Genomic DNA, 23,246 nt, shown 5'->3' on the forward strand with positions numbered 1-23,246 from the left:
ACGATGCAGCACGATTACATCGTCATCGGCGCGGGCTCGGCCGGCTGCGTCATCGCGGCCCGGCTCGCAGAAGCCGGCTACACCGTCAATCTTATCGAAGCCGGCGGTGCCGACAGTCATCCTTGGATTCAAATTCCGGCCGGTGTCGCGAAGCTGCTCTACGATCCGCGTTTCAATTGGATGTATGCCTCGGAGCCGGAGGCCGGCACCGACAATCGCGCGATCCATACGCCGCGCGGCAAAGTGCTCGGCGGCTCGTCGTCGATCAACGGCATGCTGTATGTGCGCGGCAACCCGGCCGACTACGACGGTTGGGCGCAGCTCGGCAATCGCGGCTGGAGTTTCGACGACGTCAAACATCTGTTCCGCCGCTCGGAGACCTACGAGCAAGGCGGCGACACGACGATCCGCGGCGACAGCGGCCCATGGCGTATTCAGGACTATCGCACGATCCTGCCCGTGACGCATATGTTCGTCCGCGCCGCGCAGGAAGCCGGATTTCCATTCACGCCCGATTACAACGGCGCGAGCCAGGAGGGCGTCGGCTATTCGCAGATGAACAAGCTCGGCCGCTGGCGCGGGTCGAGCTATCGCGCATTCCTCGCCAGCGATGCCGCCAAACGCAACGTGACGATCACGACCAACGCGACCGTCTCGTCGCTGCTCATCGAGAACGGCGCGGCGATCGGCATTCGCTTTTCGCGCGGCGGCCGCAACGAAGAGGCGCGCGCGAACCGCGAAGTGATCGTCTCCGCCGGCGCGATCGGCTCGCCGCAAATTCTGCAGCTCTCCGGCATCGGCGATCCGGAGCATCTGGGTAGCCTCGGCATCAAAACGCAGGCGGCGGTGCCGGGCGTCGGCCGCAATCTCTCGGACCATTACGTCGGCCGCCTCGTCGCGCGACTGCGAGGCCTCGAGACGCTCAACGAACTCTCGCGCGGCTGGCGGCTCGTCCGCGAGATCGCGAAGTTCGGCCTCATGGGCAATGGCGCGCTGACGATGGGCGTCACCAGCGCGATGGTGTTTTGCCGTTCGCGCGAAGGCCTCGCGAGCCCTGATCTGCAGCTGCTGTTCACGCCGGCGAGCTACGTCTTCGGCAAGGCGCTGGTCGTTGAGAAAGAGCCCGGCATCACCATCGCGGTGTGTCCGACACGTCCGTCGAGCCGCGGCACCGTGATGATCCACAGCGCCGATCCGAATGCGCGACCGAAGATCCACTATCGCTATCTCACCGACCCGGACGATATCCGCGTCTTGCTGGCCGGGCTCGACCATTCGCGCCGCATCTTCGCGGCGCCGGCGTTCCGCGATCATCTGATCGAGGAGACGCGGCCGGGCGCGAGCATTACTGCGCCGGACGACATCGAAGCCTTCGTGCGCCGCGAGGGCACGACGCTGTATCACCCGGTCGGCACCTGCCGCATGGGCATCGACCCGAACGCCGTCGTCGACCCGGAGCTGAAAGTACGCGGCATCCGCAATCTGCGCGTCGCCGACGCGTCCGTGATGCCGTATCTCACCACCGGAAACACGCAGGCGCCGACGATCATGATTGCGGAAAAAGCGTCGGATATGCTCCTCGCCGACGCCAAAGCGGCGCGCGCCGCGTAGAAAATCACCGCGCGGGCGACTACATTCGCCTCATGCCAACGAAGCCCAAATGTTCGGTCTGCGGAAAACCGGTCGACCCGGCAACGCGACCGTTTTGCTCGAAACGATGCAGGGATGTCGACCTGCACCGCTGGTTGTCGGGCCGCTACGCGATCCCGGGAGTCGAATCCGCCGAGGACAGCGACGAGACCCCGCCGCTCGCCCCGCGCGACTGATGAGCCGGTGCCGATTTTACCCGCGAATCCTTGGCGTTAAGTCTTTCGCCGCCAGCGCTGGACAGGCGCGATCCCACCCCCTATAAACCGCCCGCTCCGGCCAGCACTCGATTGCAGGCTCCGGACGCCCGGGTAGCTCAGTTGGTAGAGCATGCGATTGAAAATCGCAGTGTCGGTGGTTCGATCCCGCCCCCGGGCACCATTCGTCTTCAACGCTACGATTTCAGTGCATCGACGGTGGACCTCGCGTCCTACGCACGCCCCAATCAATTCAACAAAGTTTTTCGGATCAAGACATGCAGCACGATTTCGCTGTCCGCATTGCCAACCGTGGCGATCTCAAAGCCCTCATCAATATTTATCCGCAGCTGCAGCCTGACGATCCGGCCTTAGCGCTCGATGACGCCGAGCGAATTTGGGAACAGATCTCGCATTATCCTGGCAGCGGAATCTTTGTGGGCCTGGTTAGCGACATCTTGGTAAGCACCTGCACGTTGATAGTCGTTCCCAATCTAACGAGAGGCGGCGCCCCTTACGGGCTGATCGAGAATGTGGTCACGCACGCGTTCCATCGTAGGCAAGGTTATGGGCAAGCGGTCTTGCGAGCGGCAATTGCCTCAGCATGGAACTCCCGCTGCTACAAAGTAATGCTTCTAACTGGATCGAAAGAGCCTACGACGTTGAAGTTCTATCGCGACGTCGGTTTCGAACAGAACAAGACGGGATTCCAAATTCGGCAAATTCCGGCGCGCGCCTGACGCACGCCGGATTTGATCGCTATTGCGCGCGCTTGCCGCGCGAGATCGCATAGGCCGGCGAGCGGATTTCGAACATCGGATCGTCCGCCGGGCCCGCGACACCTTGCGGGAGGTTGGCGACCGGATCGGTCGGCTTCTCGTCGCAGATGGTGTTCGCTTGGATCGCGGAGATCGCGATCGTGCCCAGCTTCACGGTCTTGCGGTTGTCCTCCGGCCACATCGCTGTCGAGTCATTGGTCGGATCGCCAGGCTCACCGAGGATCGCGACGAAGTCGAACGTCATCGGCCCTTTGCCGAGCCGCTCCGTCAACTCGTCCGCGTAAAAGCTATCCGGCTTCGCTTTGAGTTCGTCGTCGCTCAAGCCGAGCTGCCCCGCAGTCGGGATCGCTTTGAGCTTCGTGATCGTGGGCTTGCCGGCCGCATTGGTGAGCGTGAAAGCCTGAACGCCCCAATAGTTGACGCCGCCGAAGCTGGCAGGCACCGGTCGAGCATTAAGCCATGCAGCCTGCCGCGTCGTTTCCGGATTGGCGGCGACGAAAGCCTTTATCTTCTCGGCGTCCGGTTTGCCGTCCGGCCCCGGCAAACGCGCCGAGATTCCGTCGTGCAGCTGACGTGGCGTTCTCGCGCCAAACACCGGCGCGGAGATGAAGTAGAAGACCATCGGGTCGTTGGCGATTTCGAACTCCATGGCGAAACCGCGCGTCGTCGGCTTCGTCTTGTCCGAGATGTTCGGGTTGCCGCCACCCATGGAGAAGCGGGCGGTCATCGGAACCGGCTTGGCAAAATGCGGCGCTTTCGAAAGGCTTGCCGCCTCGGCCGAAGGCGTGAACTCGCCTTTGACGCAGACGCCCTTGGCGCCGCTCGCGCGCACCTTCTTGTGGTTGCCCGCGATGGCAAACTGCAAATCGACGATGGCTTGCGGATCGACCTCAGCGGCGGCCGGCTGCGCCGGAGCTGCCGGCGTCTGTGCGAGAGCTGGGCCGGCCGACAGAAGCGCGGCGGCAGTCGAAAACATCAAGGCGACGATTTTCGTCATTCTTATCCTCCAGTCCCCACTGAGAGAAAACACTGTCGCACAGTCATACCGAAGTCGACAACCAATTGTGGAACTCTTCTAACAAAGGCCGAGAACCGAGCCACGAACAGACTTTCGACCGAACTGGTGCTCGGTAGCCTTTGCCGCATATGTGGCGGTTACATTTCGTGAATGGCTCACTTCTTACGATCGGAACGGCTCGCCGCGGGTCGCGTTTCCAAGACAGCCGCGCGATGGTCGTGAGGGCCTCGCGTTGGAAAATCCACTCCCAGAATAGTGAGCATGTCGGCTCGCGAAAACAGGAGGTAATATGACTCGCATTGCAAAACTTCTGACCGCTGCAACCATCGGCGCCGGGGCTCTCATGATCGCAGCCCCGGCTTCGGCACAGGTCGAAATCGGTGTCCCGGGTGTCGGCGTTCGCCTCGGCGGACCGGCTTACTATTACGACACGCCGCGTAGCACCTACTATTACGACACTGAGTATCGCACGCGGACTTACCCGGCGCGCAGCTACTGGAACCAACCCGAGCGCGTCTACTACAACGACAACTCGGATTGCTCTTACCGTGTGGTAGAGCGCGTTCGTCCGGACGGCACCGTCGTCACGATGCGCGAGCGCGACTGCGACTAACCTTCAGTCTGCCGAACAAACAGAGCCCCGCGCTTCACGGCGCGGGGCTTTGTTTTATCTGCGTGCGTTTGTGCATCGGGCTAGGCTAGCCCTGACTACGAGGTGATGAAAGGGCCTAATCGCGTTGAGATAGATCAGGCCGAAGATATTGTGGGTGCGCACGACGGTTGTCGCGAAAAGCATCGTACTGTCGGCAGACGAGCGTCGCAGCAGAGACAAGCGAAAGTCCAGATGTCGATCATCCGCACCGAGAACTATCTCGTCCTCACTCTCCGATAGCACCGGAAAGAAATCTATGCGGTCGCCGTCTGCTCGGGACCTCCTTACCGCGCTAGAGGTCTTGAGGCCGAACGGCGCGACGATAGCATCGCGGAGCGCGATTAACCCCTTCTGCCACGTAGACGGATTGCCGACTGCCAAGATTGCCAACTCACGCATACTGAGTCGGTCCGCGGCGATCAAATCGATGCTGTAGCTATCGAGCAAGTTTGCGTTTTCGTACCAGTCAGCAACCACGCTTTCCGACGGCGGGATCGCCCTGCGCACCTCACCCTTTGCGCTGCCCAATATCGTATGCGTTGTCATGAATCTGTCGAACACAGCAAGATCGATAGGCATATAGGTCAATTAAATTGTCATGCCCACGAACCACAATGCAAAAATTTTGCGCGCAGCCACGTAATTATTCAGGGAACGACGGCCCAGCGTTAGGCGTTGTCCGCGCAGTTCAAGACAAGTTTATCGCGGCACGAGCCGCTTTTGCGGCTGAGCGATCGCCGCCAGTAGAATCATGGAGAACACCATGCGAAAGCTTCTTTGCGCGTCTTTGATGGGCGCTTCGCTTGCGTTGCCGCTTCCCGCCGTGGCGCAGGTTCAGGTCGACGTTCCGGGCGTAGGCGTCCGCATCGGCGAGCCGCCGGTCTATGAGCGCGAGCGTTATCGTGATCGCCGTGAGGACGTCGAGGTGCGCGAGCGCCGCGATTACAACACGGGCGAATGCCGTACGCGCACGGTTCAGCGCGAGCGTCCGGACGGCACGACCGTCACGGCACAGGATCGTGTTTGCGACTAGTTGCGAAGAGCCATTCGCAACGGTTGTTGAGAAGAACCCGCGCCCACACGGCGCGGGTTTTTCTTATGCTTTGGTAGGTGGGACTAAAGCGAACGCGTCGCCTGCGCGGTGCGCGTGCCTTGCTTCTTCACCTTGCGCGTTTCGCCGGTCATCTTCCGATCGGCCCAGCGCTTCAGGCCGCCTGCCGTTACGCCATCGAGAAACGGATTGGCTTTTACGAGCTTGTCGCGCGACATCTTTCCGGTCGAATCCGCAAGCGCGAGAGTCGTTGCCGCATCCTCGTGCTCTTTCGCCGAGAGGATTGCGACTGCGCCGGCGCCACCCGCAAAATGCGACAGATACAGCGTGCCGGCCGTAATCGGCTGACCGCTGCGCTTGAGCACCTTAGCGTTGCGCTCGATGAGATACGTCGTGACTTCGCGCGCAAGTTTCGGATCGCGGCGCAGTTCGAGAAGTTCCGGCTCGGGTCGGGCGGCGAGATCGGCGCGATGCTTGCGGATAAGTTCGAGCCACGTCGCGTCGATGAACTGCGCGGCGCCCGTTGCGGTCGAGCGCGGATTCTTTGCATTCGGATCGCCGCCGGATTCGACCTGCACGATGCGCTCGACGACGGAAGTCACCATCGCTCGCGCTTTCGCGATCTCCTGCTGGTCGACGAAATAGGCGAGCGTGTAGCCAAAGCACCAGGCCATCACGGCAGCGCCGATCGCGATCATCGTCTTCTTGGCGGAGCGGCCGAGCGTGTCCGGCCCCGACGCGACCTTCACGCGGCGCGGCAGCCGGAACGACCATGCGGCCTGCGGTTCGGTAGCGCCTTTCCGCGCATCGTCGCGCGCGTTCTTGCGCGGCGCGGCGGCTTTCGCGGGGGTTGTTTTGACGGTTTCGGCGCTCGGCATACGGGTTCTTTCGGACACACCCGATAATCTTCTTCAAATCTAAATCAAACTTTAAGGATTGCCGCCTTGTTTCGGCCGCAGCCCTGAATCGGACTTTGATTTCGTTGACGAATTAGCGATTGGCGCTCGCCATCACGTAAGCCTTGAGATCAAAATTTTCCGCCGCGACCTCGTCCGGCGACAGGCTCGTCGGTTGCGCCAGCAAACGCCGGCCCATCACATGATCGGACGCGCGGTTGACCGTCTCGATGCCGAGCAGCTTGCCGCCTTGGAAGCAGAATACCGAGAAGGCGCGCTCGGCCGGGTCGCCGCGCACGACGGTCTGGTCGTGACCGGCCGTCAGACCGACCATCTGCAGCTTGAGGTCGCCCTGGTCGCTCCAGAACCACGGCACCGCATTGTAGCTGATGCTCTTGCCCATCAGCCGCGCCGCGATCGCCTTGCCCTGATCGACCGCATTCTGCACCGACTCGAGCCGCACCGATGCACCGGCGAAATGGCTCGGGAAATTGACGCAGTCGCCGACCGCCGATATCGCCGCGTCGGCGGTCGAGAGTTGCGTATCGACTACGATGCCGTTTGCGACTCTGAGACCCGCATCGCTCGCAAGCTCCGTGTTGGGAACAACGCCGATGCCGACCGCAACGAGATCCGCCGGAATGACACGCCCGTCCGACGTCTCGACCTCGCTGACGTGATCGTCGCCATCGATGCGCTTGAGCGTCGTGCCGAATAAAAGTTCGGTGCCCCAGGCGCGGTGTGCGTCCTGGAAGAAATCCGAAATCTCGCGGCTGATGGCGCGGCCCATGGCGCGCTCCGTCGACTCGATCACCGTGACCTTCTTGCCGCGCTTCGCCGCGACGGCAGCGAATTCGAGCCCGATGAACCCCGCGCCGACGACAACTATGTTTTGAACCATGTCGATGCGTTCGCGCACGCTGCGCGCATCGGCGAGGGAGCGCAGATAGACGACGCCATCAAGCTCGTTGCCCGGCACCGGCAGCAGACGATTGCGCGCGCCCGTCGCCAACACGAGGTGGTCGTAGTCGAGACGCCCGCCCGAGCCGAGCGCGATCTGCTTGGCGACGCGATCGACCCGCGTCACCATCGCGCCGGTCATCAGTTCGATATTGTGCTGGGCGAAGAAAGTGTCTGGCCGCAGATAGATGCCGGAATCCAGCATCGTACGGTTCATGTAGGCCTTGGACAGCGGGGGCCGCTGATACGGAAGTTCGGGTTCGTCGCCGACGAGCACGATACGCCCGTCGAACTTTTCGTCGCGCAAGGACGCCGCGACCTGAAACCCACCTTGACCCGCACCCACAATGACGACTGTACGCAACCGGCACCTACGCGAAAGGATGCATCTTCGTGCATCAAAGCACGTTAGAGCGCAATCCCTCCATTTTTAAGACAATGCCCATTCCATCGGCAGTCCAACGTAATTCTCCGCAAGCGACGTCATCGCGGCGCGCGAGCCCGTGAGGTAATCGAGATCGGCCAATTGCCGCCGCCGATCGAACGCGGAGTCGTCCGGGAAGCGGTGCATCAGCGACGTCATGAACCACGAGAAGCGCTGCGCCTTCCAGATGCGGCGCAGGCACACTTCGGAATACGCCGCGAGCTGATCGTCGCGGCCGTCGCGATAGAATGCGTCCAAGGCGCGCGCCATCACGCGCACATCCGCGAACGCAAGGTTCATCCCCTTCGCGCCGGTCGGCGGCACGATATGCGCGGCATCGCCGGCGAGCAGCAGCCGACCATACTGCATCGGCTCGACCACGAAGCTGCGCATCTGCGTCACGCCCTTCTGCAGGATCGGCCCCTCGGGCAAACCCTTGCCGCCGGCGAGGCGCAGGTTGAGCTCCTCCCAGATGCGGGCATCCGGCCAGTTGGCGAGATCCTCTTCGGGATCGCACTGGAGGTAGAGCCGACCAAGCTCCGGCGACCGCATCGAGAGCAGGGCAAAGCCGTTGTCGTGGTTTGAGTAGATCAGCTCTTCGGAGGCCGGCTGAGCTTGCGCCAAAATACCGAGCCAGCCGAACGGATAGGTGCGCTCGTAAGTCTTGAGCACGCCCTCCGGGATCGCCGGGCGGCAGATACCGTGGAAGCCGTCGCAGCCCGCGATGAAATCGCAGACGAGCTCCTGCGCCTGGCCCTGATGCGTGAACCGGACCGTCGGCGTCTTCGTGTCGAGCCCATCGACCGCGACGTCGCTGACCTCGAACAACAGCGGCGCACCGCTATCGAGCCGCGCCTGGACCAGATCCTTCACGACCTCATGCTGGCCGTAAACCATCACGCCTTTGCCGACCAAATCCTGGAAGTCGATGTGATGCAGGCGCTCGTTGAAGCGCAGATTGATGCCGTGATGGATCAGCCCTTCGCGGTCCATCCGCGCGCCGAGCCCCATCTGGCGCAGAACGTCGGAGCTCTCCTGCTCCAGCACGCCGGCGCGGACACGCTCCTCGATGTATTTGCGGCTGCGCGTCTCGATGACGACGCAATCGATGCCGGCACGCTGCAGCAAATGCGACAGGAACAGCCCGGCCGGCCCGGCCCCCACGATGCCGACTTGCGTGCGCATTGCTCCTCCCAGTTGCTTGATCAACCGGGCTAAACCATTGCAATGCAACACGGAATGAACCCTGCGGGCTTTCGCTGGCCATTTCCCGTTGGTCGCCCTGGGTCTTTCCGCGGCGCAAAATAGCCGATACGATTAAATCCGTGCCCGGTTAAGGGCGTTGCAGGTTTGCCGCGTCATGAGTGCCATCGATATTGCCAAGCGTGTCTACGACCACACGTGGAAGCTCGATCCCATCGTCCGCAGCCTGCTCGACACGGACTTCTACAAGCTGCTGATGCTGCAGATGATCTGGGGGCGCTACCCAGAGGTCCAGGCCACCTTCTCGCTGATCAACCGCACCAAGCGGGTCCGCATCGCCGACGAAATCGACGAGAAGATGCTGCGCGACCAGCTCGACTATGCGCGCACGCTCCGGCTCACCAAGAAAGAGATGATCTGGCTGGCCGGTAACACGTTCTATGGCCGCAAGCAGATCTTCGCGCCGGAATTCCTCGAGTGGCTCTCGCACTTTCAGCTGCCCGAATACGACCTGCGCCGCGAGGACGGGCAATACGTTCTCGAATTCCACGGCCCGTGGACTCACACGTCGATGTGGGAAATCCCGGCGCTCGCAATCATCACCGAGCTGCGCTCGCGCGCGGCTCTGCGCGGCATGGGCAAATTCACGCTCGACGTCGTTTACGCGCGCGCCAAGGCGAAACTCTGGAACAAGGTCGAGCGCCTGCGCGCATTGCCGGAGCTTCGCATCTCGGACTTCGGCACGCGCCGCCGCCACTCGTTCTTGTGGCAGCGCTGGTGCGTCGAGGCGCTGAAGGAAGGCCTCGGCAAGGCGTTCACGGGATCGAGCAACGTGCTGCTCGCCATGGACAACGACCTCGAAGCCATCGGCACCAACGCGCACGAATTGCCGATGGTGTTCGCCGCATTGGCGCAGACCGATCAGGAACTCCTGATGTCGCCCTATGAGGTGTTGCAGGATTGGCAGTCCTACTACGGCGGCAACCTGCTGATCGTGCTGCCCGACACGTTCGGCACCACGTCGTTCCTGCGCCACGCGCCCGATTGGGTCGCCGACTGGCGCGGCTTCCGCCCGGACTCAGCGCCCCCGATCCAGGGCGGCGAGCAGATCATCACGTGGTGGCAGATGCGCGGCCGCGACCCGAAGGAGAAGCTGCTGGTCTTCTCCGACGCGCTCGACGCCGAGACGATCGAGTCGACTTACAATCACTTTCACGGCCGCGTGCGCATGAGCTTCGGCTGGGGCACCAACCTCACCAACGATTTCCGCGGTTGCGCGCCGACGCCGATTTCGAGCCTCGATCCGATCTCGCTCGTCTGCAAGGTCTCAACCGCCAACGGCCGCCCGGCCGTGAAGCTGTCCGACAATCCGAGCAAGGCGACCGGCGATGCGGAGGTTGTCGAGCGTTATCTCCGCGTGTTCGGCCAGGAGGGCCGCGTGAAACAGGCGGTGGCGGTTTAGGCCGCTCTAGCCGGCGCGAGCTTCAACCGAAGGCCGAGTGCCCGCAGCGCTTTGTTGACAGTCTCGATTGTCGGATTTCCGCCGGGACGAAACGCTTTGTAGATCGCCTCGCGGCTCAGTCCCGTCTCGCGCGCAAAGGCCGTCACGCCGCGCGCTTTCGCGACGTCGCCGAGCGCAGCAGCGATAAAGGTCGCATCGTCTTCGTCCAGCGCCGCTTCGAGATAGGCGATCTGTTGTTTGATCGTCTTAAGATGATGCTGAACGTCGAATTTCGTGGTCTTCAATTTTGCCACTTCAGATCTCCTTCGCGATGCGCTGAGCGAGTTCGATATCGCGCCGCTGCGATTTTTTGTCCCCGCCACAGAGCAAAACGATGAGCTTCCGGCCGCGCTGTGTGAAGTAGATGCGATAGCCAGGCCCGTAGTCGATGCGAAGCTCGCTCACACCTTCGCCGACTGACTTCGCGTCGCCCAGATTTCCGAGTTCGATGCGACGAAGCTTCGTGATGATGCGAACGGCTGCTGTGAATTCCTTGAGGTGGTCGAGCCAATCCGTGAAACGCTCGGTTTGGACGACCTCGAACATGTGTACGATAATACACAGTCACAGTGGACTGTCAACTATCGTACACATTCGTCTATCGCCGCAACCTCGCATCCGGGGCGTTGGATTGCAGCGAGGCTTGGATCGCCTCGCGCAGCGTCCGGTGCTCCGCGGCGGGCCAGTCCGACACGCGGATATCGGCGAGCAATGACGCGGATTTTCCGAACACAACGATGCGATCGCCGACCGCGATAGCTTCTTCGAGCTGATGCGTGATGAGGATCGCGGTCGACCCCGACTCGCGCGCGAGCGTCACGAACTTCGTCCGCAATTCTGCCGCCGTCACTTCGTCGAGATGACCGAAGGCTTCGTCGGCGAGCAAGATCGCGGGCTGCACGACAAAGGCGCGCGCGATGGCAACACGTTGGCGCATGCCACCGGACAGTTCACGCGGATACGCATTGGCGAAGCGCTCAAGGCCGAGCCGCTTGAGCCAATCGAGCGCGCGCGATTTTTGCTCGGCTTCCGGTACGCCGGCAAGTTCGAGCGGCAGCCGCACATTGTCGAGCGCAGAACGCCACGGCAGCAAGCGGTCCTGTTGAAACACCGTCGCGATGCGACCGCGGAAATAATCGAAGTCGCCGAACGGCGCTTTACCGCCGATGCGGATCGCACCGCCGCTCGGCGCTTCGAGACCGATCAGAAGATCGAAGAGCGTCGACTTCCCGCAGCCGGTCTGCCCGACGATGGCGATCAGCTCGCGCGGCGCAATCGTCAGATCGAGGCGATTGATCGCGACGATTTCATCGCCGCTCGACGTTTGCCGAAAGACTTTACGTAAGCCCGCGATGTCGATCGCCATACCTTCGTTCATGCGCGCCATCGCAGCACGTAGGTCTCCAGGCGCACAACGAGGCTTTCGAGCAAAAACAGCAGCGCGACCAGAATGAGCGTCCAGGCGAACACCTCGGCGACCGAGAATAATTCCTGCGCGACCTGCAGCTTGTGGCCGATGCCCGTGACCGCGCCGACAAGCTCCGCGATGGTGACGACGCGGATCGCGAGCGAAAGCGTAATCTTCCAGCTCGTGAAGATGCCCGGCATGATCGCGGGCAGCATCAGCTTGGAGAAGAATTGCCAGAAGGTCGGCCGGAACGAGCGCATCATCTGACGCAGCTCTTTCGGCACATCGCGCATCGCATCGAGCGTATCGACAACGAAGACCGGCGCGCAGACGACCACGAGCACAAAAACGATGCGGAACTCGACGCCCTTGAACCAGAGCACCGCGAACAAGATCCACGACACCACCGGCACCGCCATCAGCAGGCGGATCAGCGGGCGCAGATAGCGTTCGACAGCGCCGGAGAGATACATCGCGATCGCGACCGCAACACCGATGACGAACGACAGCACCAGCGCCGCGATGACGCGCGCGAGCGTCACCGCGATATCGAGGAAAGTGACGGCCGAAAGGCTTGCCCAGATTTTCGTGAAGCTCGGCACCGCGAAGGGCGGAATGCCGAGCGTCGGCGCGAGTTGCGCCAATATTTCCCACAAAACCGCAAAGCCGATGATCGAGATGATGGCTTCGCGCGGCAGTTTCCCCGCAAGGGTCGCGTGACGCGGCTCCTCAAGGGACATAGATGATGCCTTCATCCGGCAGCTTCGGATGGAAACCGGCCGCGACCGCGCGCTCGAACATATCCCACAGGCTGGCGCGCTCGGTGCCCCACGCGGGCAGCGCTTCGAAATCCCAACGCTTCGACTCGACCGCGGCTTTGAGAATACCGGGCGGCAATTTCACGGTGTCGACCGCGATTTTGTCCGCCTCGTCCGTGTTGCTGCGCATGAAGGCCGCGACATCGGCGAGCGCCGCAATGAACATCTTCGCGGCGTCCGGCGTGCGCTTGAGCGTGTCCTCGCGCATCGCGTAGACGAGCTCCCAGCCCTCCTTGCCGGTTATCTCCTTCCAAGCGTCGTTCGCCTGGAAGATGATCTTCAGAGCGGGATTTTCTTTGATCATCATCGTCGCAATCGGCTCGATGATCATCGCGGCCTGCACGCGATCGGCGGCGAGCTGCGCGCGCGCCACCGCGAAATTCGCGCTGACGAGCTGGATGTCCTTCGCGAGATCGATGCCCTTCGACTTCGCGTAGATCGAGAGCACTTGGAACTGGCCCGAGCCCATATCGGCGGCGAGCTGCTTGCCTTTGAGGTCCGCGAGCGAGTTGACGGACGGGTCTTTCGTGATGATCACGAGGTCGGACAGCTTCGCGCCGGTCGAGATGATCTTAATCGGCACATTCTCGAGCCGCAGCTTCTGGAAATATGTCGGCCCACCGATCAGCGTGTCGATCTCGCCGGTCGCGAGCCCCGCATAGTAAGCGGCGATCGATGGATAGGCCGTGATCTCGAGATCGAAGCCGGCTTTCTGGTCGAAGCCCTTCGCCTTCATCACGTTGGCGACGATCGGCGCAAACACCGGAAGCGTGAGACTGCCGACTTTGATTTTCGGCTTGGCTTGCGCGACGGCGCGGCTGCTCACGGCGGCCGCTGCGCTGGATGCGAACGCGAGAGCAACGAAACGACGACGACCAATCATTCGAACCTCCGGTTTCTTTTCGTAAGTCTAGCGGCCTTTGCAGATTGGATGCCAACCGATGCGTCAATCCGTCATCCTGAGGTGCGAGCGGCGACCGCAGGTCGCTCGCGAGCCTCGAAGGACGACGGCCAAAACGTTGCGGCTCATCCTTCGAGACGCGCCCTATGGGCGCTCCTCAGGATGACGCGACAGAATGCTACGCAAAATTTGTTTGTACACAAATGATTTCTATGTTTTGATCTTCGGACAGTGTCGTTCTGTCGCGGATTGAGGGTCATGCCAAAGATTTCCTCCGGTGATGGTACAAAGCTCTATTACGAAGAGGCCGGCACCGGGTCGGCCGTGATCTTCGTTCACGAATATGCGGGCGACTACCGCACGTGGGAGCCGCAGCTGCGGCATCTCTCCCGCAATCATCGCTGCGTCACCTTCAGTCAGCGCGGCTACCCACCGTCCGACGTTCCCGCCGATCCCGACCGTTACAGCCAGGACATCGCGCGCGACGACGTGATCGCCCTGATGGACGCGCTGAAGATCGAAAAGGCCCACATCGTCGGCCATTCGATGGGTGCCTACACGGCGCTGCATGTCGGCATTCATTATCCAGGCCGCTGCCTTTCGGTGACGGCGGCGGGCTGCGGCTGGGGCTCGAAGCCCGATCCGAAAGAGCGCGAAGCCATGAAAGTCATGGCGGCCGAGACCGGCAAGATGTTCGCCAAAGACGGGATCGAGAAGGCGGCTGCCGTCTATGCGGATGCGCCGATGCGGCAGGCGCACAAGAACAAGGACCCGCGCGGCTGGGCCGAATTCGCCAAGATGTTGGGCGAGCATTCGGCCGAAGGCCATGCGCACACGATGCTCAATCTTCAGCTCAAGCGCCCGACGCTGTGGGAGCTTGAAAGCGAACTCAAAAGCTTCAAGGTGCCGCTGCTCGTCATCGTCGGCGACGAGGATGAGCCTTGCCTCGAGGGCTCTTTTTACATCAAGCGCACCGCGCCGACGGCCGCACTGATGGTCGTGCCGCGCACCGGCCACACCATCACGAGCGAGGAACCGGCCGTGATGAATGCCGCGCTGATGGAGCTTTTCGCCGCCGCCGAAGCGGGCCGCTGGATGGCCCATAAGGCGAGCTAATCGAAGTTCGGACACAACGGGGAGACCAGAATGGACCTGCAGCTCAAAGGCAAAACCGCAGTCGTCACCGGCGGCAGTGAAGGCATCGGTAAGGCGATCGCGATGACGCTCGCCAAGGAAGGCGTCGACGTGGCGATCTGCGCGCGCCGCAAGGAGCCGCTCGAAGCCTCCGCGCTCGAAATCGTCAAAGCGACCGGCCGCAAGATCCACGCGATCACGGCCGACCTCACCAAGGACGAAGACTGCAAGAGCTTCATCGAGCAGGCCCACAAGGCGCTCGGCCGCATCGACATCATGATCAACAACGCGGGCTCGGCGCCCGGCGGCGTGATCGAGCACCTGACCGAGAAGGACTGGGAACAGGCGTTGCAGCTCAAATTTATGGGCTATGTGCGCTGCCTGCGTTACTCGCTGCCCATCATGGTCAAGCAAGGCGGCGGCCGCGTCGTCAACCTCATCGGCAACGACGGCGTGAAGCCGAGCTATTGGGAAATCGCACCCGGCGCCGCCAATGCGGCCGGTCAAAACCTCACGATCTCGCTCGCCGGACAATACGGACGCCACGGCGTCTCGTTCTGCGCCGTCAATCCGGGTCCGGTGCGCACCGAGCGCTGGGCCGGCCTCGTCAACGCGATGTCGCGCGACATGAAGATCTCGTACGAGGACGCCGATCAGCTCGCGCCGCGCTCGATCCCGATGGGTCGCATCGCCGAGACCGAAGAAGTCGCCAACCTCGTCGTCATGCTCGCATCGCCGCTCATGATGATGGCGAACGGCACCATGATCGAAATCGACGGCGGCCAGGACAAGGCCCTCATGGATCGCTTCCGCGATCGTTGATCGCAACGCGCGCGACGCCGAGTCGCGCGCGCATGCCTTGACTAACGGCAACCCGCGCTCAGAATATTTGCACACAAACAATAGCGCCGGTTGAACGTCGCGTTACACTGCAAGGAGCGAAAACTTCCGCTCGGTTCATGCAGCATAAGATGCTAGGCCGTTCGCGATTGCGGATCGGCTTGGCCAGCCGACGATAAAACAGGGGAGCCGCTTTGATGATGACGAGACGTACTCTATCCGCTCTCGCAGCCGCCGGTGCTGCATCAGCGATTTTGACCGGAAGCGCGCTCGCGCAGAGCACGATCAAGATCGGCGAAATGAACTCCTACAAGGCGCAGCCCGCCTTCCTCGATCCTTACAAGAAGGGTTGGGAGCTCGCCGTTGAGGAAATCAACGCGGCCGGCGGCGTTCTTGGCAAAAAACTCGAAGTCGTCTCGCGCGACGACGGCGGCAATCCGGGTGACGCGGTGCGTGTCGCCGAAGAACTCGTGACGCGCGAGAATGTCGCGCTGCTCACCGGCACTTTCCTCTCGCATGTCGGCCTTGCCGTAACGGAATTTGCCGGACGCAAGAAAGTCTTCTTCCTCGCCTCCGAGCCGCTGACCGACAAGATCACGTGGCAGAACGGCAATCGCTACACGTTCCGTCTGCGCCCCTCGACCTACATGCAGACCGCGATGCTGATCCCGGCTGCGGTCGCCGCGAAGAAAAAGAAGTGGGCGATGATCTACCCGAACTACGAATACGGACAGTCGGCCGCCGCGACCTTCAAGGAACTCCTCAAGAAGGCGCAGCCGGACGTCGAGTTCGTGACCGAACAAGCGCCGCCGCTTGGCAAGGTCGACGCCGGCGCAGTGCTGCAGGCGGTTGACGATGCAAAGCCGGACGCGATCTTCAACGTGCTGTTCGGCGCCGATCTCGCTAAGCTCGCGCGTGAAGGCGCGACGCGCGGCGTCTTCAAGGATCGCTTCGTCGTCAGCCTGCTCTCGGGCGAGCCCGAATATCTCGATCCGCTCAAGGAAGACACACCGGCCGGCTGGGTCGTCACCGGCTATCCGTGGGACGAGATCAAAACGCCGCAGCATCAGAAATTCGTCGATGCTTATCGCAAGCGCTGGAACGACTATCCGCGCCTCGGCTCGATGGTCGGCTACGACTCGATCAAGGCGATTGCGGCCGGCATCGCGAAGGCGGGCTCGACAGATCCTGAGGCGCTCATCAAGGCGTTCCGTGGCTTGAAGGTCGACGGCGCATTTGCGTCTTACGATTATCGCGCCAGCGATCAGCAGGCGACCGTCGGCGCTTATGTCGGCACGCTCGCGCTGAAGGACGGCAAAGGCACGATGAAGGACTTCCAATACGTCGCGGGCGACAAGGTTCTTCCCTCGGACGAGGAAGTGAAGAAGCTGCGTCCCGCCGCGGCGATGGAGTAGCTAAAATACCTTGAGGGCACCAAGCGCGCGCCAAAGCACGGCGCGCCCCCTCTCCCGCAGGGTTCGCGTCGCGAACCGGGGGAGGGTTGGGGAGGGGGCAACTTTGCGAGCATTGCGGTCTGGTTTTTCCCCCTCCCTATCCCTCCCCCGCAAGCGGGAGAGGGAACGCTGGAACCGCACCGGCGTCGCCCTTGGCGCGAAAAGAACCGTTCCCGCGCTCGCATGAATCTCCAAGCCTTCCTCTTCCAAGCGCTCAATGGCCTCTCGGCGGCATCAGGATTGTTCCTCGTCGCCGCCGGGCTATCGCTGATCTTCGGCGTTACGCGCATCGTCAACATCGCGCACGGCTCGCTCTACATGGTGGGCATCTATCTCGCGTGGACGTTCGCGACAAAGTTCGGCGGCGTACTTGGCTTCTGGGGCGGCATCGTTGCGACCGCCCTACTCGTCGCCGCGCTCGGCGCGCTCATCGAATTCGTCCTCCTGCGCCGCATCTATCGCTCGCCCGAACTCTTCCAACTGCTAGCAACTTTCGCGCTCGTGCTCGTCATCAATGACGCGACGCTCTACTTCTGGGGTCCGGAAGATTTGCTCGGCCCGCGCGCACCGGGTCTCTCTGGCGCCGTCGAAGTCCTCGGGCGCCGCCTGCCGAGCTACGACGTTTTCCTCATCGTCGTCGGTCCGCTTGTTCTCATCGCGCTGCATTTCCTCCTCGCCAAGACGCGCTTCGGCCGCCTAATCCGCGCCGCGACGCAGGATCGCGAGATGGTCGGCGCGCTCGGCGTCAATCAGGCGATGCTCTTCACGGCCGTCTTCGCACTCGGGGCTGGGTTAGCCGGCCTTGGCGGCGCGCTGCAGGTCGCGCGCGAACCCGCCAACCTCGCGCTCGATCTCTCGGTGATCGGCGACGCTTTCGTCGTCGTCGTGGTCGGCGGCATGGGCTCGATCTCCGGCGCCTATCTCGCCGCCGTGATCATCGCGGAGGTCAAAGCCCTCTGCATCGCGATCGGCACCGTCAACCTTATGGGCGTGCCGGTGAACTTCTCGAAGTTCACGCTGGTCGCCGAATTCCTCGTCATGGCGCTGGTGCTGATCTTCCGTCCCTACGGCTTGATGGGCAAAGTCCAGGGCGCGGTGCGCAGCGTCGCGGACCCGGAAGATCCGATCCGCCCAGCCGGCATGACGCTGAAAGTGCTCGGCCTCGCGCTCGTCATCGTGCTCGCGCTGCTGCCGGTGCTCGCCAAGGGATCGCCGTACTGGCTTGTGCTCGGCACCGACGTGCTGATCGCGATCATCTTCGCGGCCTCGCTGCATTTCATCATGGGTCCGGGCGGTATGCATTCGTTCGGCCACGCCGCTTACTTTGGCCTCGGCGCTTATGGCGCGGCGCTGCTTGTGAAATGGGGCGCGGCGCCGATGAGCTACGCGCTCGTCTTCGCGCCGCTCGCCTCGGGCCTCGGCGCACTGCTGTTCGGCTGGTTCGCGGTGCGCCTCTCGGGCGTCTATCTCGCGATGCTCACGCTCGCCTTCGCGCAGATCGTCTGGGCGATCATCTATCAGTGGGAAGATTTCACCGGCGGCTCCAACGGTGTCGTCGGCGTCTGGCCGAGTGCGCCGTTCGACGACCGCAAAGCCTACTTCTGGCTCGCGCTGACGCTCGCGATCTTGAGCGTGCTGATCCTGCGCCGCATCCTGTTCGCGCCGCTCGGCTACGCGATGCGCGCCGGCCGCGACTCGCCGCTCCGCGCCGAAGCGATCGGCATCGATGTCAAACGCGTGCACTGGTTCGGCTTCGTCATCGCGGGTTTCATCTGCGGCATCGCGGGCGGCCTCTTCGCCTTCGCCAAAGGCTCGATCTCGCCGGAGACGATCGCAGTCGGCCGCTCGATCGACGGCCTCGTGATGGTGCTGCTCGGCGGAATCCAGAGCCTGACCGGCCCCATCATCGGCGCGTCGACCTTCGCGATCCTGCAGGACACGATCATGCGGCAGACCGAATATTGGCGCGCGCTGCTCGGCGCGATCATCTTGGTCCTCGTCCTCGTCTTCCCGGGCGGACTTGCCGGCACGCTGGACAAATTGATCTCCCGCAAGCGCGACAATGCGGGGGCGCCGTCGTGAGCGTGCTCTCTGTCCGCGATCTCAGCAAGGCCTTCGGCGGCGTCCACGCGGCCCGGGAAGTCACGTTCGATGTCGCGAAGGGTGAGTTCCTCGCGCTGATCGGCCCGAATGGCGCCGGCAAGTCGACGACCTTCAACATGATCAACGGGCAGCTCAAGCCCGACAGCGGCGACATTCTGCTCGAAGGCGCGAGTATCGCGGGCGCGGCACCGCGCACGATCTGGCGCCGCGGCGTTGGTCGCACATTCCAGATCGCCGCCACCTTCGGCTCGATGACCGTGGTCGAGAATGTGCAGATGGCGCTGATCTCGCATCACCGCGAGACCTACAGCCTCTGGCGCGCCGCCGGCGAGCATCACCGGGCGCGCGCGCTGGAACTCCTCGGTTACGTCGGCATGCAGGATGCGGCGGACCGCGCCTGCCGCGAGCTCGCTTACGGCGACGTCAAGCGCGTTGAGCTTGCGATCGCGCTCGCCAACGATCCGAAGCTGCTGCTGATGGATGAGCCAACCGCCGGCATGGCGCCGCGCGAGCGAAACGATCTCATCGCGCTCGTCAAACGCCTCGTGCTCGACCGCGGTATTTCGGTTCTGTTCACCGAACACTCGATGGATGTCGTCTTCGCTTTCGCGGACCGCATCATCGTGTTGGCGCGCGGCCGCCTGATTGCGGAAGGCAACGCCAAGACGATCCGCGAACATCCGAAGGTGCAGGAAGTCTATTTCGGCACCGGCAAGACGTTCGAGAAGGTGACGTCATGAGCGATGCCTTGCTCACGATCGCTAATCTCAACACGTGGTACGGCGCCGCGCAGATTATCTACGATCTGTCACTCAACGTGCAGCGCGGCGAAGTCGTCGCGCTGATGGGCCGCAACGGCGCCGGCAAATCGACCACGATGAGATCCGCGATGGGCATGATCGCGAAGAAGACCGGGAGCGTGCAGTTCATCGGCCAGGATATCTCGCACGCCAAGCCGTACGAGATCGCGCGGCTTGGCCTCGGCTTCACGCCGGAGGATCGCCGCGTCTTCTCCGATCTCACCGTGCTGGAGAATCTCGACATCGGCCGTCAGCCGCCGCGCCGTTTTCCGAACGGCAAGGATGCGCCGCTGTGGACCGAGGAGCGGCTATTTAAACTTTTCCCCAATCTCGGCGAGATGCCGGACCGCCCCGGCGGCGCGATGAGCGGCGGCGAGCAGCAAATGCTCGCGGTCGCGCGCACGCTGATGGGCAACCCGTTGATGATCCTGCTCGACGAGCCGTCCGAAGGTGTCGCGCCGCTGATCGTCGAGCAGATGGCGAACACGATTCTCGAACTGAAGCAGCAAGGCCTTTCTATCCTGCTGTCGGAACAGAATATTCATTTCGCACAGCTCGTGTCGGACCGCGCTTATCTGCTCGAAAAAGGCCAGCTGCGTTGGGAAGGCAGCATGGCCGAGCTGACAACCAATACAGAACTCCAGCGCACCTATCTCACAGTTTAACGGCACGGTTGCAGCCAAAGACTCTTGCGCGTGCTTCAACAACGCGCCAAGAAGAGTGCTGAGGAGCCCGCATTGCTGACTCGCCGCAAATCGACGCCGGCCGATGATTCATCCGGCTACGTGCTGGACGAACAAGTCGGCTTCCGCCTGCGCCTCGCAATGCAACGGCACACCGCGATCTTCATGGCGCGCATTCCGGAAGGTTTGACGCAGACGCAATTCGCCGCGCTCGCCAAGCTGCACGAAGTCGAACCGTGTTCGCAGAATCAGCTCGGCCGTTTGATCTCGCTCGATGCCGCGACGATCAAGGGCGTTGTCGATCGTCTGCATTTGCGCGGCTTCGTCACCATGGTCGCCGATCCGAACGACAAGCGCCGCCGCGCTATCATGCTGACAGCCGAAGGCCGCCGCGCGACCGAAGCCGCCGAGCAGGTCGCCGCCGCGATCAGCGAAGAGACGATGAAGCCGCTCACGCCCGAAGAGCAGCGCACAGTGGTGCGGTTGCTGAAGAAGCTGAGCTAGCTCTTCCCATACACCGGCACGACCGCGCCGCGCGTGACGCGATTTTTCGGCGACGCGAGAAACACGATCGTCGCCGCCACTTCCTCGACCTTCGGCCAGAGATCGAAATCCGCTTTCGGCATCGCTTTGCGATTGGCCGGCGTATCCATCGTCGACGGCGCGACCGCATTGACCAGAATGCCGTCGGCCGCGACCTCTTCGGCCAGCGCCACCGTCAGAGCCGCGACGCCTGCCTTCGCCACCGTGTAACCAACCATGCCGGCACCCTGCCGCCACTCAATCCCCGGCCGCGACGCAACATTGACGATGCGCCCGCCCGTGCCCACCGCCTGCATAGCGGCGACGGCGGCCTGACTGCACATCAGCGCGGTCATCAGGTTGGTGTCGATCTGGTCCCGCAAGCTCTCCGCCGTCGCTTTCGATAGTTTCCCCATCGCGAAGCCACCCGCGAGGTGGATCGACGCCCAGAGGTTCGGCACGCCGGCAAAAAGCTTCTGAACGGCAGCAGGGTCGGCGAGATTGCCGGCCTCGACCCAGTTCAGCCGCTCGCGCTTGGCGAGACCCGCCGCCTTTCCGGCATCACTATACGGCACATGGCAGATCGCGCCTTCGCCGAGCAGCGCATCGACGACCGCATGCCCCAATGCTCCGGTTCCGCCGGTGACCACCACGTGCCGCTGCGCGAAATCCATGACTTCCTCCGAGTAGCGCCCTGGTTGGACTTGAGCCGATGCACAATCCAAGGCAAAGCTTCGCTATGGCTTGGGCAATGACATAAGACCGGAATGGCAGATTTCGATCTCGCAATCATCGGCGGCGGCATCAATGGCGCAGGAATCGCCCGCGACGCGGCGGGCCGTGGCCTGAAGGTTCTGCTGGTCGAGCAGAACGATCTTGCGTCCGCCACCTCGTCCGCCTCAACCAAGCTGATCCACGGCGGCCTTCGCTACCTCGAACATTATGCGTTCCGCCTCGTGCGCGAGGCGCTGATGGAGCGAGAGGTGCTGCTGCGCATGGCGCCGCACCTCATCCGCCCGATGCGTTTCGTGCTGCCGCATCACAAAGGCATCCGCCCGGCCTGGCTATTGCGGCTCGGTCTCTTCATCTACGATCACCTCGGCGGCCGCAAACTCCTGCCGCCGACCGCGACGATCGATCTTACGGCAAGCCCGCTCGGCAAACCGCTGAAGCCCGAATACGTCAAAGCCTTCGAATATTCGGACGGCTGGGTCGACGATGCGCGCCTCGTCGTGCTCAACGCGCTCGATGCTTCGGAGCGCGGCGCCAGCATCCGCACCCGCACCGCCTGCACGCATGCAGAGCGCCACTCCGACCACTGGCGGCTGACGCTTGTCGCCGGCGCCCGCAGCGAGGAAGCGACCGCGCGCATTCTCATCAATGCAGCGGGTCCGTGGGTCGCGAACGTCGTGCAACATGTCATCCGCGCCAACGAGACCGCGCCGATCCGTCTCGTCAAAGGCAGCCACATCGTCGTGCCGCGCCTCTACGATCACGACCGCGCGTATTTCTTCCAGAATGCCGACGGCCGTCTCGTCTTCACGATCCCCTACGAGCATGCTTTCACGATGATCGGCACCACCGACATCGACTACCAAGGCGATCCCGGCGGTCCGCAGGCTTCCGATGATGAGGTGAAATATCTCTGCGCGCTCGCGAGCGATTATTTCCGCAAGCCGGTATCGCCGAGCGATGTCGTGTGGCGCTTCTCCGGCGTGCGGCCGCTCTACGATGACGGCGCTTCGAAAGCCAAAGACGCAACCCGCGACTACGTCCTCGCGCTCGACGACAAGGGCGGCGCGCCGATGCTCTCAATCTACGGCGGGAAAATCACGACCTATCGCCGCCTCGCCGAAGAGGCGCTCGAGAAGCTTGAGGATCATACCAAGGCCACGAAGGCCTGGACCGCGGCGTCACATTTGCCGGGCGGCGACTTCGCGTGGGACGGTGTGCCGCAGATCGTCGCACAGCTCCGCCAACGCTTTCCGTTTCTTGGCGAGCAGCATGCACTGCGGCTCGCGCGCGCTTACGGCACGCGTGCCGAGAAAGTTCTCGACGGCGCGACCGAAGACCGCGCATTCGGCGGCTTGATCACCGAAGCCGAAGTCCGTTACCTGATGCGCACCGAGTGGGCGAGCGAGCCGGAAGACATTCTCTGGCGCCGCACGAAACTCGGACTTCACCAAACGCAAGAGCAGAAATCCGCCTTGGCCGATTTCATGTTGGCTGAGGCTGGGAGACGAGCAGCGAGCTGA

At 62.7% G+C, this 23,246-nt stretch carries 25 protein-coding genes and 1 tRNA gene; 15 read left to right on the forward strand and 11 right to left on the reverse strand.

Going from position 1 to position 23,246, the window contains the following annotated elements; genetic code table 11:
* Positions 1-3 precede the first annotated feature (3 nt).
* The 4 genes from GJW30_RS02195 to GJW30_RS02210 all read left to right on the forward strand — a co-directional run bounded on the left by GJW30_RS02195 (position 4) and on the right by GJW30_RS02210 (position 2,584).
* Positions 4-1,611 (forward strand): GMC family oxidoreductase, encoded by a 1,608-nt coding sequence (locus GJW30_RS02195; protein WP_096351087.1) that lies wholly within the window; start codon positions 4-6, stop codon positions 1,609-1,611.
* A gap of 32 nt (positions 1,612-1,643) precedes the next feature.
* On the forward strand, positions 1,644-1,826 hold the full coding sequence (locus tag GJW30_RS02200; RefSeq protein ID WP_096351090.1) for a DNA gyrase inhibitor YacG: 183 nt from the start codon (positions 1,644-1,646) through the stop codon (positions 1,824-1,826).
* 126 nt (positions 1,827-1,952) lie between these two features.
* A tRNA-Phe gene (locus GJW30_RS02205) sits at positions 1,953-2,028 on the forward strand.
* Positions 2,029-2,122: 94 nt separating this feature from the next.
* Complete coding sequence (locus tag GJW30_RS02210; protein WP_096351093.1) at positions 2,123-2,584, forward strand: GNAT family N-acetyltransferase; 462 nt, start codon at positions 2,123-2,125, stop codon at positions 2,582-2,584.
* A gap of 19 nt (positions 2,585-2,603) precedes the next feature.
* Here GJW30_RS02210 and GJW30_RS02215 read toward each other — a convergent pair whose 3' ends face one another.
* Complete coding sequence (locus GJW30_RS02215; protein ID WP_096351096.1) at positions 2,604-3,620, reverse strand: catalase family peroxidase; 1,017 nt, start codon at positions 3,618-3,620, stop codon at positions 2,604-2,606.
* 310 nt (positions 3,621-3,930) lie between these two features.
* Here GJW30_RS02215 and GJW30_RS02220 point away from each other — a divergent pair, with 310 nt between their 5' ends.
* A complete protein-coding gene (locus GJW30_RS02220; RefSeq protein WP_096351098.1) occupies positions 3,931-4,254 on the forward strand; it encodes a hypothetical protein in 324 nt (107 codons plus the stop codon).
* A 54-nt stretch (positions 4,255-4,308) separates the two neighbouring features.
* Here the strand turns inward: GJW30_RS02220 and GJW30_RS02225 are convergent, their stop codons facing one another.
* Positions 4,309-4,872 carry a DUF2867 domain-containing protein gene (locus tag GJW30_RS02225; protein WP_245408772.1) on the reverse strand — a complete coding sequence of 188 codons (564 nt, stop codon included), beginning with the start codon at positions 4,870-4,872 and terminating at the stop codon, positions 4,309-4,311.
* A gap of 184 nt (positions 4,873-5,056) precedes the next feature.
* Here GJW30_RS02225 and GJW30_RS02230 point away from each other — a divergent pair, with 184 nt between their 5' ends.
* Positions 5,057-5,326 carry a hypothetical protein gene (locus GJW30_RS02230; RefSeq protein WP_130364718.1) on the forward strand — a complete coding sequence of 90 codons (270 nt, stop codon included), beginning with the start codon at positions 5,057-5,059 and terminating at the stop codon, positions 5,324-5,326.
* 83 nt (positions 5,327-5,409) lie between these two features.
* On the opposite strand, the gene GJW30_RS02235 is transcribed toward GJW30_RS02230, so the two are convergent.
* The 3 genes from GJW30_RS02235 to pobA all read right to left on the reverse strand — a co-directional run bounded on the left by GJW30_RS02235 (position 5,410) and on the right by pobA (position 8,809).
* A complete protein-coding gene (locus GJW30_RS02235; protein WP_096351104.1) occupies positions 5,410-6,222 on the reverse strand; it encodes a transglycosylase SLT domain-containing protein in 813 nt (270 codons plus the stop codon).
* Between the two features lie 112 nt (positions 6,223-6,334).
* Positions 6,335-7,564: an NAD(P)/FAD-dependent oxidoreductase gene (locus tag GJW30_RS02240; protein WP_096351107.1), complete on the reverse strand. Its 1,230-nt coding sequence runs from the start codon at positions 7,562-7,564 to the stop codon at positions 6,335-6,337.
* Between the two features lie 66 nt (positions 7,565-7,630).
* Positions 7,631-8,809 carry a 4-hydroxybenzoate 3-monooxygenase gene (gene pobA, locus GJW30_RS02245; RefSeq protein ID WP_096351110.1) on the reverse strand — a complete coding sequence of 393 codons (1,179 nt, stop codon included), beginning with the start codon at positions 8,807-8,809 and terminating at the stop codon, positions 7,631-7,633.
* Positions 8,810-8,984: 175 nt separating this feature from the next.
* Here pobA and pncB point away from each other — a divergent pair, with 175 nt between their 5' ends.
* Complete coding sequence (gene pncB / locus GJW30_RS02250) at positions 8,985-10,289, forward strand: nicotinate phosphoribosyltransferase (RefSeq protein ID WP_096351113.1); 1,305 nt, start codon at positions 8,985-8,987, stop codon at positions 10,287-10,289.
* Here pncB and GJW30_RS02255 read toward each other — a convergent pair.
* Genes GJW30_RS02255 through GJW30_RS02275 form a run of 5 tightly spaced genes read right to left on the reverse strand, consistent with a single transcriptional unit; the run spans position 10,286 to position 13,437 of the window.
* Positions 10,286-10,582 (reverse strand): addiction module antidote protein, encoded by a 297-nt coding sequence (locus GJW30_RS02255; protein ID WP_096351116.1) that lies wholly within the window; start codon positions 10,580-10,582, stop codon positions 10,286-10,288. The genes pncB and GJW30_RS02255 overlap by 4 nt on opposite strands.
* A gap of 1 nt (position 10,583) precedes the next feature.
* Complete coding sequence (locus GJW30_RS02260; RefSeq protein ID WP_096351119.1) at positions 10,584-10,874, reverse strand: type II toxin-antitoxin system RelE/ParE family toxin; 291 nt, start codon at positions 10,872-10,874, stop codon at positions 10,584-10,586.
* Between the two features lie 52 nt (positions 10,875-10,926).
* Positions 10,927-11,706 (reverse strand): ABC transporter ATP-binding protein, encoded by a 780-nt coding sequence (locus GJW30_RS02265; RefSeq protein ID WP_245408627.1) that lies wholly within the window; start codon positions 11,704-11,706, stop codon positions 10,927-10,929.
* Entirely contained in the window at positions 11,703-12,476 is a 774-nt protein-coding gene (locus GJW30_RS02270; RefSeq protein ID WP_157746675.1) for an ABC transporter permease, read from the reverse strand. Before GJW30_RS02270 ends, GJW30_RS02265 begins: the two co-directional genes overlap by 4 nt.
* Positions 12,466-13,437, reverse strand: coding sequence for an ABC transporter substrate-binding protein (locus GJW30_RS02275; RefSeq protein ID WP_096351125.1), 972 nt, complete (start codon positions 13,435-13,437; stop codon positions 12,466-12,468). Before GJW30_RS02275 ends, GJW30_RS02270 begins: the two co-directional genes overlap by 11 nt.
* A 276-nt stretch (positions 13,438-13,713) precedes the next feature.
* On the opposite strand from GJW30_RS02275, the gene GJW30_RS02280 reads away from it, so the two are divergent.
* The 7 genes from GJW30_RS02280 (at position 13,714) to GJW30_RS02310 (ending at position 20,973) form a co-directional block, all read left to right on the forward strand.
* On the forward strand, positions 13,714-14,571 hold the full coding sequence (locus GJW30_RS02280; protein WP_096351128.1) for an alpha/beta fold hydrolase: 858 nt from the start codon (positions 13,714-13,716) through the stop codon (positions 14,569-14,571).
* 30 nt (positions 14,572-14,601) lie between these two features.
* Positions 14,602-15,411, forward strand: a complete 810-nt coding sequence (locus tag GJW30_RS02285) for an SDR family NAD(P)-dependent oxidoreductase (RefSeq protein WP_096351130.1) — start codon at positions 14,602-14,604, stop codon at positions 15,409-15,411.
* A 218-nt stretch (positions 15,412-15,629) separates the two neighbouring features.
* Positions 15,630-16,844, forward strand: a complete 1,215-nt coding sequence (locus tag GJW30_RS02290; protein ID WP_197703796.1) for an ABC transporter substrate-binding protein — start codon at positions 15,630-15,632, stop codon at positions 16,842-16,844.
* A 222-nt stretch (positions 16,845-17,066) separates the two neighbouring features.
* The gene (locus tag GJW30_RS02295; RefSeq protein WP_096351133.1) at positions 17,067-18,965 is read left to right on the forward strand and encodes an ABC transporter permease; all 1,899 of its coding nucleotides are present in this window, start codon (positions 17,067-17,069) and stop codon (positions 18,963-18,965) included.
* The gene (locus tag GJW30_RS02300) at positions 18,962-19,726 is read left to right on the forward strand and encodes an ABC transporter ATP-binding protein (protein WP_096351136.1); all 765 of its coding nucleotides are present in this window, start codon (positions 18,962-18,964) and stop codon (positions 19,724-19,726) included. The genes GJW30_RS02295 and GJW30_RS02300 overlap by 4 nt, the downstream gene beginning before the upstream one ends.
* Positions 19,723-20,451 (forward strand): ABC transporter ATP-binding protein, encoded by a 729-nt coding sequence (locus GJW30_RS02305; RefSeq protein ID WP_096351139.1) that lies wholly within the window; start codon positions 19,723-19,725, stop codon positions 20,449-20,451. Before GJW30_RS02300 ends, GJW30_RS02305 begins: the two co-directional genes overlap by 4 nt.
* A 72-nt stretch (positions 20,452-20,523) precedes the next feature.
* Entirely contained in the window at positions 20,524-20,973 is a 450-nt protein-coding gene (locus GJW30_RS02310) for a MarR family winged helix-turn-helix transcriptional regulator (RefSeq protein ID WP_245408628.1), read from the forward strand.
* Here GJW30_RS02310 and GJW30_RS02315 read toward each other — a convergent pair.
* Complete coding sequence (locus tag GJW30_RS02315; RefSeq protein WP_096351142.1) at positions 20,970-21,665, reverse strand: SDR family NAD(P)-dependent oxidoreductase; 696 nt, start codon at positions 21,663-21,665, stop codon at positions 20,970-20,972. The genes GJW30_RS02310 and GJW30_RS02315 overlap by 4 nt on opposite strands.
* Positions 21,666-21,758: 93 nt before the next feature.
* Between GJW30_RS02315 and glpD the strand changes: the two genes are divergently transcribed.
* Positions 21,759-23,246 carry a glycerol-3-phosphate dehydrogenase gene (gene glpD, locus GJW30_RS02320; RefSeq protein WP_096351145.1) on the forward strand — a complete coding sequence of 496 codons (1,488 nt, stop codon included), beginning with the start codon at positions 21,759-21,761 and terminating at the stop codon, positions 23,244-23,246.

The sequence above is a fragment of the Variibacter gotjawalensis genome, from assembly GCF_002355335.1.
GTDB classification, from domain to species: domain Bacteria; phylum Pseudomonadota; class Alphaproteobacteria; order Rhizobiales; family Xanthobacteraceae; genus Variibacter; species Variibacter gotjawalensis.